The organism is Enterobacter sp. JBIWA005 (assembly GCF_019968805.1).
Taxonomy (GTDB): Bacteria; Pseudomonadota; Gammaproteobacteria; order Enterobacterales; family Enterobacteriaceae; genus Enterobacter; species Enterobacter vonholyi.
This window is the reverse complement of sequence record NZ_CP074159.1, coordinates 4572924-4587335: the sequence shown is the minus strand read 5'-3', so window position 1 is coordinate 4587335 and position 14412 is coordinate 4572924. Positions and strand designations below refer to the sequence as shown.

Sequence of the window (14412 nt, the reverse complement as noted above, 5' to 3'; positions counted from 1 at the left end):
GTTTAACGCTCAGTTGCTGCGAATGTGTTCAGTATATCGTGCGAAATGCGTTGTTGGCAAAATCATCAATTGTTAATTGATATTTGTCAGCTAACGCAGCGTCTGGCTTAACACAATCCCGATGACGAACAACAGGTTAGTCAGCAGCGCACCTTTTACCGTGCGCTCCAGCATCGGCGGCATGGCGGACGGGCTGAGTTCACGCATCACAAAGCGGGCCTGCTTAATCAGCAGCGGCGCGGCAAGCACAAACAGCCAGCCCCACAGGCTTTGCAAGGAAATCAGGTTAAACAGCGCCAGGCAAACCAGCGCGCCAATGAGCAGGCAGGCATGATAGCGGCGGGCATTAACCGGCCCCAGACGAACCGCCAGGGTATTTTTGCCGTTCTCGCGATCGCTGTCGATGTCGCGCAGGTTGTTGATGTTGAGCACAGCCGTCGCCAGCAGACCGCAGGCGGTCGCAGGCAGGAACAGGGCAGGGATCACCGTATGCGCCTGCAGGTACCAGCTTCCCATCACGCTCAGCCAGCCGAAGAACACCAGTACGGAGATATCCCCGAGTCCAATATAACCGTAAGGGCGCGTGCCGACGGTGTAGGTGATGGCCGCGATAATGGCTAATAAACCCAACACCAGGAAACCAATAAAATCGCTGGTGGTTTTAGACGCCACCGTTACCAGCGCCAGGCCGGATACGCAGATCAGCACCACGGTGATAATCAGCGCGCGTTTCATCTGCGCCTGGGTAATTACCCCTTTCTGCATTCCGCGCAGTGGCCCTATGCGGTCCGGCTTGTCGCTGCCTTTTACCGCGTCGCCGTAGTCGTTGGCGAGATTGGAGAGAATTTGCAGCAGGCCGGCGGTAATCAGTGCCAGCGCGGCAACCAGCGGATCGAAATAACCCTGCCACCAGGCAAGGGCGGTGCCGACGATAATCGCGGCAAAGGCCAGAGGAAGTGTTTTAGGGCGCAGACTTTCGAGCCACGCCTGCGTACGGCTGATGTCAGTCATAAGTATTTAGCCAATAAAAATGGGGGCATTAGCCCCCATTAAACGTGATGAGAATCCAGTAACCGCGATTATAGGATAAAACGGCTCAGATCTTCATCTGCCACTAACGCATCCAGATGTTTACTCACATATTCTGCGTCAATGGTAACGGTTTGACCGTTCAGGTCGCTCGCGTCATAAGAGATATCTTCGACCAGTCGTTCCAGCACGGTATGCAGACGACGCGCACCGATGTTTTCGGTGGTTTCGTTCACCTGCCATGCGGCCTGGGCAATACGTTTGATACCGTCTTCGGTGAACTCGAGGTTCACGCCTTCGGTCGCCATCAGCGCTTTGTACTGTACTGTAGCAGAGGCGTTTGGCTCGGTCAGGATACGTTCGAAATCTTCGGTGGTCAGCGCCTGCAGCTCAACGCGGATAGGCAGACGGCCCTGCAGCTCCGGGATCAGATCCGACGGGCTGGCAACCTGGAAGGCACCTGATGCGATAAACAGGATGTGGTCCGTTTTCACCATGCCGTGCTTGGTGGAGACGGTGCAGCCTTCTACCAGCGGCAGCAGGTCGCGCTGAACGCCTTCGCGGGACACATCCGGGCCGGAGCTGTTGCCACCGCGCTTACAAATTTTGTCGATTTCGTCGATAAACACGATACCGTGCTGCTCAACCGCGTCGATAGCGTCCTGCTTCAGCTCTTCCGGGTTCACCAGCTTCGCCGCTTCTTCTTCAATCAGCAGCTTCATCGCGTCTTTGATTTTCAGCTTACGCGCTTTCTGCTTCTGGCCGCCCAGGTTCTGGAACATGGACTGCAGCTGGCTGGTCATCTCTTCCATGCCCGGAGGCGCCATGATTTCCACACCCATTGGCGCGGCAGCGAGATCGATCTCAATCTCTTTGTCGTCCAGCTGGCCTTCACGCAGCTTCTTGCGGAATGCCTGGCGCGCAGCGGACGGTTCAGCCTGCTGCTCTGCCTGGCCCCAGTTGTTTTTTGCCGGTGGGATCAGCACGTCGAGAATGCGCTCTTCGGCCATCTCTTCCGCGCGATAGCGGTTTTTCTCGATCGCCTGGACGCGCACCATCTTGATCGCCGAGTCGGTCAGATCGCGGATGATGGAGTCCACTTCTTTACCCACATAGCCCACCTCGGTGAACTTGGTGGCTTCAACTTTGATGAACGGCGCGTTAGCCAGCTTCGCCAGACGACGGGCGATTTCGGTTTTACCGACGCCGGTCGGGCCGATCATCAGAATGTTTTTCGGGGTCACTTCGTGGCGCAGCTCTTCATCAAGCTGCATACGACGCCAGCGGTTACGCAGAGCGATAGCCACGGAACGCTTGGCGTTATCCTGGCCGATAATGTGTTTGTTCAGTTCGCTGACAATTTCGCGTGGGGTCATTTCAGACATGGGAGATCCTTACGCTTTGGAGGTCAATTCTTCGATGGTGTGGTTGTGGTTGGTATAGATGCAGATATCACCTGCAATATCCAACGCCTTCACCGCGATATCACGCGCGTTCATGTCGGTATTCTCCAACAGCGCGCGGGCTGCAGCCTGGGCATAAGGGCCGCCAGAGCCGATGGCAATCAGGTCATTTTCCGGCTGAATGACGTCACCGTTACCGGTGATGATAAGCGAAGCGGTTTCATCGGCCACGGCCAGCAGCGCTTCGAGCTTGCGCAGCATGCGGTCGGTACGCCAGTCTTTTGCCAGCTCAACGGCTGCTTTCACCAGATGCCCCTGGTGCATTTCCAGTTTGCGTTCAAACAGTTCAAACAGCGTGAAGGCATCCGCCGTGCCGCCTGCAAAACCGGCGATCACTTTGTCGTTGTAGAGACGGCGTACTTTCTTCACGTTGCCTTTCATGACGGTATTACCCAGCGTGGCCTGGCCATCACCGGCGATTACCACATGGCCGTTACGGCGTACACTTACTATTGTTGTCACGAGCAGACCCCCTGGTTACAGAATCGGGAAACAGAAGCCCTGAGCCTGTGCTCAGGGCTGAATTAAATGATAGATGGGGGGGATTTTGGGGGTTTCAACCCCCGGAGGCGAGTCGAATGCAGTTTGTGTGACCGGCGATTTTCAAACGCGAAATGGTGCCATCGGCATTTTCTTTGCCTTTGACCGGCCCAATCACCACGCGATTCCAGCCGTTATTGGTGGTAATACGCGAATCAAACCCTTCGAAGGCCAGCTGCGCACGCACCGTTTCCGCCTGCTCCGCGCCTTTGAACGAACCGCACTGCACCATCCAGCGGCGCTCGTCTTTTTTCTCAGCCGTCTGCTTCGGCGCTTCGGTCTCTTTGGTCACCGGCGCAGCCTGCTGAGTTTTCGGCTGCTGCGCGGTGGTATGCGCTGGCGTCTGAAGCAGATCCTGATACGGCTGAGCCGCCTGTTTCTGCGGCTGAGTTTTCGGCTGCTGCTGGACAGGCTGAGACTGCACCGTACGCGTCGGCTGCTGATACGGCTGTTCCGTTACCCGCGGCTGTGCCTTAGGCTGCTGCACCGGCTGGGTTTGTGCCCACTGCTGCTGTTGTTGCTGCTGGATCTGCTGTTGCGCCTGACGTCGCTGCAGCGTTTGCTGGCGCTGTGCCGGGGTCTGCTCATTCCACGGCACTTCGTTCAGTTGCGTAGGCTGCTGGCGCATATCGGCCTGCATTTGTGCCAGCAGCTGACGCTGTTCATCCGTTAGCTGATTCGCATTCTGCACTTCACCACCCGCAGAAGGTTCAGTTGGCGCACGTACCCCAGGCTGACGGCTTTCCAGCTCTTTGATATAGCGCCAGCGCTCTTCAGGCTTCGGAGGAAGGCCATTTCCGGCCACTTTGCTTGCCTGAAGCGCCTCAGACTCTTCTTTTTTATGGTGCGTGATAAAGTACAGGCCACCAATAAAGGCGACGACTACAGCCGCAGCAATAGCGACCATTGCTGGCGAGACAGCAGGCAGGTTACGTTGCTTTTTCCTTGAGCTACTCTTTTTGCGTCGCGAAGGTGCCGGCTGGCCGCGACGTACATAATCTCGTTGTGCCACTATCGTTTCGCTGTATTTATTCGTTCGTCAGTCCGCCATGTTACTTAAGCGGCGGGGCTTTGACCAGATAAGGGTATCCGAAAGACGTTTACTTTAAGTCAATGCCTGGGTAGTGCCGCGGACGATCAGTTCACAGTCAAGCAACCGCGAGCCGCTGCTAACTGTTTGACCGTGAAGCTGATCCAGCAGAAGAAGCATCGCTTCGCGGCCGATTTGGTAGCGCGGCTGAGCGACCGTTGAGAGCGGCGGATCGCAAAATTCCGAAAGCGAAATATTATCGAAACCGATGATCGATAAATCTTTAGGTATACGAAGGCCGCGGCGTTTGGCATACGATAATGCGCCCAGCGCCATCACGTCGCTGTGACAAAATACGGCGGTTGGCGGCTCAGGCAGGTCCAGAAGTTTCTCCAGCGCCTGTCCACCTGCAGCGAAGGTAAAATCGCCGCGCGCAATGTAGTGCGGATCGACGGTAGCGCCGGTACGGCGCAGCGCCTGAACGTAGCCCTGCAGACGGTAATGACACAGCGGCATCTCTTCCGGTCCGGCGATGCAGCCAATACGCTTATGCCCCAGCTCCTGGAGATAATTTACGGCGTTGAACGCGGCGGTGAGGTTATCGATATGGACCGTCGGCAGCTCCAGCTCTGGCGCAAACTCGTTGGCCATGACCATCGGCGGTAAATTACGCTGCTCTTCAATGCTGGCATCAAACGGCAGACGAGAGCCAAGCAAAAGCATGCCGTCGATCTGCTTGGTGATAATGAGGTCGATGAAGGTTTTTTCCTGCTGATTCTGATGAGCACAGTCGCCAATCAGCACCAGGTAACCCTGTTCCGCCGCGGTGACTTCAATACCGCGGATAATCTCGCTGAAGAAGGGGTCACAGATGTCCGGCACAATCACCAGAATGGTGCGCGACTCGTTGCGTTTAACGTTACGCCCCATCGCCTGTGGGAAATAGCCCACTTCCAGCGCAGCCTGCTCCACCCGGTTACGGGTCGCCTGGGAGACTTTATCCGGGTTCATTAATGCGCGGGATACCGTTGCCGTAGAGACTTGTGCTTTCTGGGCAACGTCTTTCATGGTCGCCGGTGCAACCTCTTTCCTGGACTTCAACGTCTTCTCCTCGCCTGAACACCGAACTTCTGAGATCACCATTTTTACAGATAGTTAATGGAATCGGTTACAGAATTTTCATAAAAAATGTGAGGAGAGTTAAATTTTTCGATCCAGCTTCAGCCTTCGATGGGGTCGACGTCCAGCACCCACTTCACTTTTCGCGCTTCGGGCAAGGTATTAATCAGCACCAGCGCGCCGCTGACGATATGCTGAAGACGAATACGCGAAGGGTGCTGGAGCAAAATCTGCCATCGGAAACGGCCGCCGCGTTTTGGCGCGAGGGCGGGCACCGGGCCCAAAATCCACAGCTGATTATCCACCAGCGGGCTGGCCTGCAGAAGGTTTCTCAGCTGCTGCAGGAAAAGTGGCGCCTGCTGGTTGTTATGATCTTCCGCGCGGATGATGACGTGACTGGTCCACGGCGGTAGCTGCATGGTCTGGCGCTCGGCCAGCGCCTGCTCGGCAAAGGCGTCATAGCCTTTGTGCAGCAAGGTTTGCAGCAGCGGGTGCTCCGGGTGGTGCGTTTGCAACACCACTTCGCCTTGTTTACCGGCGCGTCCTGCACGTCCGGCTACCTGGGTATAAAGCTGGGCGAAGCGCTCGGCTGAACGAAAATCTGCCGAGAACAGCGCGCCGTCCACGTCCAGCAGGGCGACCAGCGTGACGTCCGGAAAATGGTGACCTTTAGCCAGCATCTGGGTACCAATCAGGATGCGCTCGCCGCCGCGATGCACTTCCGCCAGCTGCTGTTCGAGCGCGCCTTTGCGGCTGGTGGTGTCCCGGTCGATACGCGAAATCGGCACGTCCGGGAAAAAGGGCCCAAGCGCCTGCTCCAGCTGTTCCGTCCCCAGACCGACCGGCACAATATGCGTTGAGCCACACGACGGGCACTGGCGCGGCACCGGACGCTGGCTGTCACAGTGGTGGCAGCGCAAATGCCGCTGGGCCTGGTGGAAGGTATAGTAGTGGTCGCAGCGCGGGCATTCGGCAATCCAGCCGCAGTCGTGGCACAGGAGGGCGGGGGCGAATCCGCGGCGGTTCAGAAACAGAATAACCTGATTCCCCGCCTGCAGGTGCTGGCGCATGCGGGTAATCAGTGCAGGCGCAAGCCCGGCCTGAACCTGCTGACCTTTCAGATCCAGCACGTGCTGAATGGCCGGACGAGCATTCCCCGCCCGACGCGTCAGGCGAAGCATGTGGTATTTACGCTGGCGCACGTTGTGCAGCGTTTCGAGCGCCGGCGTGGCGGAACCCAGAATAATGGGAATTTGCTCGCTGTGCGCGCGATAGACCGCCAGATCGCGGGCATGGTAGCGCCAGCCTTCCTGCTGTTTATAGGAGCTGTCGTGCTCTTCGTCGATCACGATAACGCCAAGATTTTTAAACGGCGTAAACAGCGATGAACGGGTGCCGATCACAATCGCCGCTTCGCCGTTTTTCGCTTTCAGCCAGGCGCTGAGGCGTTCGCTGTCGTTCAGGCCGGAGTGCAGCACCTCAACCGGCGCGTTAAAGCGTTCGCGAAATCGGGCGATGGTTTGCGGCGTCAGGCCAATTTCCGGCACCATCACCAGCGCCTGTTTCCCCTGAGCGAGCACGTTTTCCAGCACGCTCAGGTAGACTTCGGTCTTGCCGGAACCGGTGACCCCCGCCAGCAGCCAGGCAGAGAAACGATCGGAGGCGCTATGAATCGCGCCTACCGCGGTGGCCTGTTCGGTATTCAGACGCAGGCGATCCCCTGAAACGGAGAAACTCTCCCGCCAGTCGTTCAGAGCAGGCGCTTCGCTGGCCAGTTCGCTTAGCCCTTTCTTTCTTAATGCCTGTAGCGCCGTTTCGCTGACCTCAAGCTCGTCGACCTGATGCCGCCAGATTTTCCCCTGACGCAGCGCCGCCAGCGCCTGCTGCTGCTTCTGCGAGCGCTTCAGGCTGTTGATGTCGACGGCCTGGCCTTCCTCCGTGGCAAACCAGTACCACATTGGCGCATGGCTGGCGCTCTTGCCCTGACGCAGCATAATTGGCAGAGCGTGGAACAGGACGTCGCCGATCGGGTGATGATAATAATCCGCCGCCCACAGCAGCAGTCGCCATATGCTGGTGGAGTAAACCGGCTCGCTGTCCAGCACCTCAACGACTGATTTCAGCTCATTAAGCGGTAGCTCGCTTTTATCGCTGACGGAGACGACGATCCCCACGCGCTGCTGTTTGCCAAACGGCACGGTCACGCGGCAGCCCGCTTTGGCGCTCATGCTGTCGGGCAGCAGATAGTCAAAGGTGCGGGGAAGCGGAACGGGCAGGGCAACGTGAGCGACGGGCATCGAATCTTCCTGACTTGAAAAGTGGCGCGTTAGTATACACATTAGTAAAAGCGGCGTGCGGATCAGTTTGCATACGTTGGTCAAATTCTGTATGATTCGCCGCCTTTGGTGTACTTTACGCCAAAGAACTTACAATCAACATCGCGTGGTGTCTGGCGTTAGGGCTGGAAGAGCGACGCGGCCTTAACTGAGGTTCTCCCATGAAAAAAGATATTCACCCGAAATACGAAATGATTACTGCAAACTGTTCTTGCGGTAACTCTATCCAGATCCGCTCTACCGTGGGTCACGATCTGAACCTGGACGTGTGCGGCAAATGCCACCCGTTCTACACTGGTAAGCAGCGTGACGTTGCAACCGGTGGCCGTGTTGACCGCTTCAACAAGCGTTTCAGCATCCCGGGCGCTAAATAAGTTTCCCGAAAAAAAGGCACCGCAAGGTGCCTTTTTTGTATCCGCTTCTCAGTATTCCCACGTCTCCGGGTCAATACCCAGTTCACGCATGATCACCTTCGCCTCTTCCGGGATTTCATCACTACGCTCTTTGCGCAGATCTTCATCGTTCGGCAACGGTTGACCGGTAAACGCATGCAGAAACGCTTCGCACAGCAGTTCGCTGTTGGTCGCGTGGCGCAGGTTGTTCACCTGACGACGCGTACGTTCATCGGTGAGGATCTTCAACACCTTCAGAGGAATGGAAACCGTAATTTTCTTTACTTGCTCACTCTTCTTACCGTGCTCAGCGTATGGGCTGATATATTCGCCGCTCCATTCAGCCATGAGATACCTTTAATCCTCTCAGTCATTTATCTAAAGGTGCAAAACCTGTAACCACCCGTTTTGAACCGCAATCTTGTCTAGTTTACCGTAGAGACGATACCGTGGCACGGATATTGCCGCTGCAGCGTGCACTAAAGCATATAATTTTAACGGCTATTTGCGCATTGCTCAATCTATACGCAAAGAAGTTTAGATGTCCAGATGTATTGACGTCCATACTTTCAATGTTTACTCTGGTGCCTGACTTTTCACCTCATTCGCCAGGAAGCCCTCACCATGACGCGTAAACAGGCCACTATTGCAGTGCGTAGCGGATTAAATGATGACGAGCAGTACGGCTGCGTTGTCCCGCCGATTCATCTTTCCAGTACCTACAACTTCACCGGATTTAATGAACCCCGCGCGCATGATTACTCGCGTCGTGGCAACCCTACGCGTGACGTGACCCAGCGCGCGCTTGCGGAACTGGAAGGGGGCGCAGGGGCAGTATTAACCAATACCGGGATGTCCGCCATTCACCTGGTGACCACCGTGTTCCTGAAACCGGGCGATCTGCTGGTTGCCCCACACGATTGCTACGGCGGCAGCTATCGCCTGTTTGATAGCCTGGCAAAACGCGGCTGCTATCGCGTGCTGTTTGTCGATCAAAACGACGAACAGGCGCTGAAACAGGCTCTGGCAGAGAAACCAAAGCTGGTTCTGGTGGAAAGTCCAAGTAATCCATTGTTGCGCGTTGTCGATATTGCGAAAATTTGTCAGCTCGCAAGGGATGCGGGAGCGATAAGTGTAGTGGATAATACGTTCCTCAGTCCGGCCCTTCAGAACCCACTCGCACTGGGTGCCGATCTGGTATTGCATTCATGCACTAAATATCTGAACGGCCATTCTGACGTGGTGGCAGGCGTGGTGATTGCCAAAGATCCGGATGTTGTCACCGAACTGGCATGGTGGGCCAATAACATTGGCGTCACCGCGGGCGCCTTCGACAGCTATCTGCTGTTGCGCGGCATCCGCACGCTTTCGCCGCGCATGGACGTAGCGCAGCGCAATGCCCAGGCGATTGTCGATTTCCTGAAAACCCAGCCGCTGGTGAAAAAGCTTTATCACCCGTCGCTGCCGGAAAATCAGGGGCACGAGATTGCCGCGCGCCAGCAGAAAGGGTTTGGCGCGATGTTAAGTTTTGAACTGGATGGTGACGAGCAAACGCTGCGTCGCTTCCTGAGCGGGCTGTCATTGTTTACGCTGGCGGAATCCTTAGGTGGGGTTGAAAGCTTGATCTCCCACGCCGCAACCATGACGCACGCAGGTATGGCACCGGAAGCACGTGCCGCCGCCGGGATTTCTGAGACGCTGCTGCGTATCTCAACCGGCATTGAAGATTCTGAAGATTTAATTGCCGATCTGGAAAATGGCTTCCGGATCGCAGCCAAGGGGTAATCATGAGTGTGATAGCGCAGGCAGGGGCGAAGGGTCGTCAGCTGCACAAGTTTGGTGGTAGTAGTCTTGCTGATGTGAAATGTTACCTGCGCGTTGCAGGGATCATGACGGAATATTCACAGCCGGGTGACATGATGGTTGTCTCGGCAGCGGGCAGCACCACCAACCAGTTGATTAGCTGGCTGAAACTGAGCCAGACCGATCGCCTTTCTGCGCATCAGGTGCAACAGTCCTTACGTCGTTACCAGAGCGAGCTGATTGCCGGCCTGCTGCCTGCGGACGTGGCGGACGGGCTGATCGGTGCCTTCACCCATGACCTTGAGCGTCTGGCTGCCCTGCTGGACAGCGGTATTACCGATGCGGTGTATGCCGAAGTGGTGGGCCACGGTGAAGTGTGGTCCGCACGCCTGATGGCCGCCGTGCTGCAACACCTGGGCGTGGAAGCGGCCTGGCTCGACGCGCGTGATTTCCTGCGCGCCGAACGCGCCGCGCAGCCGCAGGTGGATGAAGGGTTGTCCTACCCGCTGCTGCAACAGCTGCTGGTGCAGCACCCGGGCAAACGTATTGTCGTCACCGGCTTTATCAGCCGCAGCAACGCGGGCGAAACCGTGCTGCTGGGCCGTAACGGATCGGACTACTCGGCAACGCAGATTGGTGCCCTGGCGGGCGTGTCCCGCGTCACCATCTGGAGCGACGTGGCCGGTGTTTACAGCGCGGACCCGCGTAAAGTTAAGGATGCCTGTCTGCTGCCGCTGCTGCGCCTGGATGAAGCCAGTGAACTGGCCCGTCTGGCGGCGCCGGTACTGCACGCGCGCACGCTGCAGCCGGTTTCCGGCAGCGATATCGACCTCCAGCTGCGCTGCAGTTACACCCCGGATCAAGGCTCCACGCGCATTGAGCGCGTGCTGGCGTCCGGTACCGGGGCACGTATTGTCACCAGCCATGACGACATCTGCCTGATTGAGTTCCAGGTGCCTGCGGGGCAGGACTTCAGGCTGGCGCATAAAGAGATCGACACGATCCTGAAACGTGCTCAGGTGCGTCCGCTGGCCGTGGGTGTTCACAATGACCGCCAGCTGCTGCAGTTCTGCTATACCGCAGAAGTGGCGGACAGCGCGCTGAAAATTCTGGATGAAGCAGGCCTGCCGGGCGAACTTCGCCTGCGTCAGGGGCTGGCGCTGGTGGCGATGGTGGGCGCGGGCGTCACCCGTAACCCGCTGCACTGCCACCGCTTCTGGCAGCAGCTGAAAGGCCAGCCGGTGGAGTTCACCTGGCAGTCGGAAGAGGGCATCAGCCTGGTTGCCGTTCTGCGCAAAGGGCCAACCGAAAGTCTGATTCAGGGTCTGCATACCTCCCTGTTCCGCGCGGAAAAACGCATCGGCCTGGTGCTGTTCGGGAAAGGTAATATCGGTTCCCGATGGCTTGAGCTGTTTGCCCGCGAACAGGTGACGCTCTCGGCGCGTACCGGGTTTGAATTTATTCTTGCGGGCGTGGTAGACAGTCGCCGCAGCCTGCTGAACTACGAAGGGCTGGACGCCAGCCGCGCGCTTGCCTTCTTTAACGATGAAGCGGTTGAGCAGGATGAAGAGTCGCTGTTCCTGTGGATGCGTGCGCACCCGTATGACGATCTGGTGGTGCTGGACGTTACCGCCAGCGAACAGCTTGCCGATCAGTACCTTGATTTCGCCAGCCACGGTTTCCACGTCATCAGCGCCAACAAGCTGGCGGGGGCGAGCAGCACCGATAAATACCGTCAGATCCACGACGCGTTTGAAAAAACTGGCCGTCACTGGCTGTATAACGCCACCGTGGGCGCGGGCCTGCCGGTTAACCACACCGTGCGTGACCTGATTGAAAGCGGCGACAGCATTCTGGCGCTGAGCGGTATCTTCTCCGGCACGCTCTCCTGGCTGTTCCTGCAGTTTGACGGCACCGTACCGTTCACCGACCTGGTGGATCAGGCGTGGCAGCAGGGCTTAACGGAACCCGATCCGCGCGTTGACCTTTCCGGTAAAGACGTGATGCGTAAGCTGGTAATCCTAGCGCGTGAAGCTGGTTACGACATCGAACCGGATTCCGTACGCGTCGAATCTCTGGTGCCTGCCGGCTGTGAAGAAGGTTCTGTGGACCATTTCTTTGAAAATGGTGAAGAGCTTAACGAGCAGATGGTTCAGCGTCTGGAAGCGGCGAACGAGATGGGGCTGGTACTGCGCTATGTGGCGCGTTTTGAGGCTAATGGAAAAGCGCGAGTCGGCGTCGAGGCGGTGCGTCCTGAGCATCCGCTGGCGGCGCTGCTGCCGTGCGATAACGTCTTCGCCATCGAAAGCCGCTGGTATCGCGATAACCCGCTGGTGATCCGCGGTCCTGGCGCGGGCCGCGATGTCACCGCAGGAGCCATTCAGTCCGACATCAACCGTCTGGCTAAGCTGCTGTAACTCGTCACCCTGGCCCTCTCCCCGCATAGGGGGAGAGGGCACCAGTCAGGACAGATTAAACCATACGGTTTTTCGCATCCGCTATCGCCTGCGCCACCTGCTTAGGCGACACGCCGCCTTTCGCGGCACGTTTATCCAGGCAAGACTGCAGCGCAAGAATCGGATACACATCATCCCCGATAACCGCGCTGAACTTCTGCAGGTCGGCCAGCGCCAGATCTTCCAGCGGTTTACCCTGACGAATAGCTTCCACTACCGCTTCACCCACGATATGGTGCGCTTCACGGAAAGGTACGCCTTTCGCCACCAGATAATCCGCCAGCTCGGTAGAGTTCGCATAGCCCTGCTGCGCCGCTTCCTGGCAGCGCGGACGTTTCACCTGAATGCCGTCCAGCACCAGCGCGCCCATATGCAGACAGTCCAGCCAGGTGTCGAGCGCGTCGAACAGTCCTTCTTTGTCTTCCTGCATGTCTTTGTTATACGCCAGCGGCAGCCCTTTCAGGGTCATCATCATGCCGGTCAGCGCGCCCTGCACGCGGCCACATTTACCGCGAATTAGCTCCAGCGCGTCCGGGTTTTTCTTTTGCGGCATCAGGGATGAGCCTGAGGTCACGCGGTCGGACAGTTCGACGAAGCCCGCTTCGCCAGAGTTAAAGAAGATCAGGTCTTCGGCAAAGCGCGACAGATGCACCATCCCGATCGAGGCATTGGAAAGCAGCTCCAGCACGTGGTCGCGGTCAGACACGCTGTCCAGGCTGTTACGGGTGGCGGAGGCAAAGCCCAGCCAGCCTGCCAGCTGTTCACGGTCGATTTCGTAAGCGGTACCGGCCAGCGCGCCGCTGCCCAGCGGGCTGACGTCCAGACGTTTAAGGGTGTCCTGCAGACGGCTTTCATCACGCGCCAGCATCTCGACGTAGGCCAGACACCAGTGCGCAAAGGTCACCGGCTGGGCGCGCTGCAGGTGGGTATAACCCGGCATCACCGCGTCCTGGTTGTTCTGCGCGGTCTCCACCAGTGCGCTCTGCAGCTGACGATTAGCCGCCAGCAGTTCGCCAACGGTATCTTTACACCACAGCTTCAGATCGGTGGCGACCTGGTCGTTACGGCTGCGTCCGGTGTGCAGCTTTTTGCCCAGTTGGCCGACTTTGTCGATAAGTTTGCCTTCCACCCAGCTGTGAATATCTTCAGCATCGCTTTCGAGGATCTGCTGCGGGTTAAGACGCACCTCTTCCAGCAGATTGTTCAGCGCTTCTTCCAGCTGTAATTGTTCGTCTGCGGTCAGTACGCCAACCGTCACCAGCGCTTTGGACCAGGCCACAGAGCCGACAATATCCTGTTCGGCCAGGCGGTAGTCGAAGCGCAAAGAGTCGTTGAACTGTTTGAACCGCTGATCCGCTGCCTGTGTAAAACGCCCACCCCAAAGTGCCATAACATGCTTCCTTAATATCTTTGAATTTCATTGCCCGGTGGCGCTGCGCTTACCGGGCCTACAAAACGTTAAATTGATTACGCCAGAATACGCGTGCCAATCGGCGTGCCGTTAAACAGCGCAGGCAGTTGTTCCGCGTGACGCCAGGAGGCGATATCCACCGGGCGGCCCAGCGTGCGTGCGGCATCCAGCGCGGCGTTCACTTTGACGATCATGCCGTCGGTAATAATGCCCTGGGCAATCAGCTGCTCGGCTTTCTCAGCCGTCATTTCCGCAATGCGCTGGCCTTTTCCGTCCAGAATGCCGCTCACGTCGGAGAGAAGGATCAGATCCGCGCCCAGCGTTGCCGCGAGCGCGGTTGCTGCCTGGTCAGCGTTGACGTTCATCAGCTCGCCCTCTTCGGTCACGCCGATTGAGCTCACCACCGGCAGGAAACCCCCTTCCAGCAGCGTATTAATCAGCTTAGGCGAACCAGGCTGCGCCAGTCCAACGTGGCCGAGCTCTTCGTCGAGCTGGGTCACTTTTACGCTGTCGCCATCGCCCAGATAGAGGCCAACGGACGCGATGTGGTGTTTCTTCGCCCACGCCAGCAGCGTTTTGTTCGCCGTACCCGCCAGCGCGCCGGTAATGATGTCAATCTGGTCAGCAGGCGTCACGCGCAGGCCGTTTTTCTTTTTCACCGGCAGGTTGAGCCCTTTCATCAGCTCATCCACCACGCAGCCGCCGCCGTGCACAATCACCAGCGGACGTTGATGTGACTCGCGATAGTTCACCAGCGCGGTAAACAGACGCTCCAGCGCTTCTTCGCTATCCAGCAGTACACCACCGAGTTTGATAATTAATGGGTTCATCAT

12 protein-coding genes are annotated in these 14412 nt (G+C 57.6%); 3 read left to right on the top strand and 9 right to left on the bottom strand.

The window, feature by feature from the left end:
* Window positions 1-90 precede the first annotated feature (90 nt).
* The 6 genes from menA to priA form a co-directional block, all read right to left on the bottom strand.
* Window positions 91-1011, bottom strand: coding sequence for a 1,4-dihydroxy-2-naphthoate polyprenyltransferase (menA, locus tag KGP22_RS21820; RefSeq protein ID WP_033146936.1), 921 nt, complete (start codon window positions 1009-1011; stop codon window positions 91-93).
* 68 nt (window positions 1012-1079) lie between these two features.
* Window positions 1080-2414 (bottom strand): HslU--HslV peptidase ATPase subunit, encoded by a 1335-nt coding sequence (gene hslU, locus KGP22_RS21815; protein ID WP_023309685.1) that lies wholly within the window; start codon window positions 2412-2414, stop codon window positions 1080-1082.
* Window positions 2415-2423: 9 nt separating this feature from the next.
* The gene (hslV, locus tag KGP22_RS21810; RefSeq protein ID WP_008501802.1) at window positions 2424-2954 is read right to left on the bottom strand and encodes an ATP-dependent protease subunit HslV; all 531 of its coding nucleotides are present in this window, start codon (window positions 2952-2954) and stop codon (window positions 2424-2426) included.
* 94 nt (window positions 2955-3048) lie between these two features.
* The gene (gene ftsN, locus KGP22_RS21805; protein WP_111963962.1) at window positions 3049-4044 is read right to left on the bottom strand and encodes a cell division protein FtsN; all 996 of its coding nucleotides are present in this window, start codon (window positions 4042-4044) and stop codon (window positions 3049-3051) included.
* 93 nt (window positions 4045-4137) lie between these two features.
* Window positions 4138-5163: a DNA-binding transcriptional regulator CytR gene (gene cytR / locus KGP22_RS21800; RefSeq protein WP_024909190.1), complete on the bottom strand. Its 1026-nt coding sequence runs from the start codon at window positions 5161-5163 to the stop codon at window positions 4138-4140.
* A gap of 119 nt (window positions 5164-5282) precedes the next feature.
* Window positions 5283-7478 (bottom strand): primosomal protein N', encoded by a 2196-nt coding sequence (gene priA, locus KGP22_RS21795; protein ID WP_223580767.1) that lies wholly within the window; start codon window positions 7476-7478, stop codon window positions 5283-5285.
* Window positions 7479-7678: 200 nt separating this feature from the next.
* Between priA and rpmE the strand changes: the two genes are divergently transcribed.
* The gene (gene rpmE / locus KGP22_RS21790; protein WP_003862040.1) at window positions 7679-7891 is read left to right on the top strand and encodes a 50S ribosomal protein L31; all 213 of its coding nucleotides are present in this window, start codon (window positions 7679-7681) and stop codon (window positions 7889-7891) included.
* Window positions 7892-7939: 48 nt separating this feature from the next.
* On the opposite strand, the gene metJ is transcribed toward rpmE, so the two are convergent.
* Window positions 7940-8257: a met regulon transcriptional regulator MetJ gene (gene metJ / locus KGP22_RS21785; protein ID WP_015966498.1), complete on the bottom strand. Its 318-nt coding sequence runs from the start codon at window positions 8255-8257 to the stop codon at window positions 7940-7942.
* A 276-nt stretch (window positions 8258-8533) separates the two neighbouring features.
* Between metJ and metB the strand changes: the two genes are divergently transcribed.
* Window positions 8534-9694, top strand: a complete 1161-nt coding sequence (metB, locus tag KGP22_RS21780) for a cystathionine gamma-synthase (RefSeq protein ID WP_045909121.1) — start codon at window positions 8534-8536, stop codon at window positions 9692-9694.
* 2 nt (window positions 9695-9696) lie between these two features.
* Complete coding sequence (locus KGP22_RS21775) at window positions 9697-12129, top strand: bifunctional aspartate kinase/homoserine dehydrogenase II (RefSeq protein WP_223580765.1); 2433 nt, start codon at window positions 9697-9699, stop codon at window positions 12127-12129.
* 55 nt (window positions 12130-12184) lie between these two features.
* Here KGP22_RS21775 and argH read toward each other — a convergent pair whose 3' ends face one another.
* Together argH and argB are read right to left on the bottom strand one after the other, a co-directional pair.
* The gene (argH, locus tag KGP22_RS21770) at window positions 12185-13558 is read right to left on the bottom strand and encodes an argininosuccinate lyase (protein ID WP_223580763.1); all 1374 of its coding nucleotides are present in this window, start codon (window positions 13556-13558) and stop codon (window positions 12185-12187) included.
* Window positions 13559-13635: 77 nt separating this feature from the next.
* Window positions 13636-14412 carry an acetylglutamate kinase gene (argB, locus tag KGP22_RS21765; protein ID WP_090420882.1) on the bottom strand — a complete coding sequence of 259 codons (777 nt, stop codon included), beginning with the start codon at window positions 14410-14412 and terminating at the stop codon, window positions 13636-13638.

Coding starts and splice junctions, on each gene's coding strand:
- argB (WP_090420882.1), bottom strand. CDS start 14,412: ATGATGAACCCATTAATTATCAAACTCGGTGGTGTACTGCTGGATAGC.
- argH (WP_223580763.1), bottom strand. CDS start 13,558: ATGGCACTTTGGGGTGGGCGTTTTACACAGGCAGCGGATCAGCGGTTC.
- hslU (WP_023309685.1), bottom strand. CDS start 2,414: ATGTCTGAAATGACCCCACGCGAAATTGTCAGCGAACTGAACAAACAC.
- metB (WP_045909121.1), top strand. CDS start 8,534: ATGACGCGTAAACAGGCCACTATTGCAGTGCGTAGCGGATTAAATGAT.
- rpmE (WP_003862040.1), top strand. CDS start 7,679: ATGAAAAAAGATATTCACCCGAAATACGAAATGATTACTGCAAACTGT.
- metJ (WP_015966498.1), bottom strand. CDS start 8,257: ATGGCTGAATGGAGCGGCGAATATATCAGCCCATACGCTGAGCACGGT.
- menA (WP_033146936.1), bottom strand. CDS start 1,011: ATGACTGACATCAGCCGTACGCAGGCGTGGCTCGAAAGTCTGCGCCCT.
- priA (WP_223580767.1), bottom strand. CDS start 7,478: ATGCCCGTCGCTCACGTTGCCCTGCCCGTTCCGCTTCCCCGCACCTTT.
- KGP22_RS21775 (WP_223580765.1), top strand. CDS start 9,697: ATGAGTGTGATAGCGCAGGCAGGGGCGAAGGGTCGTCAGCTGCACAAG.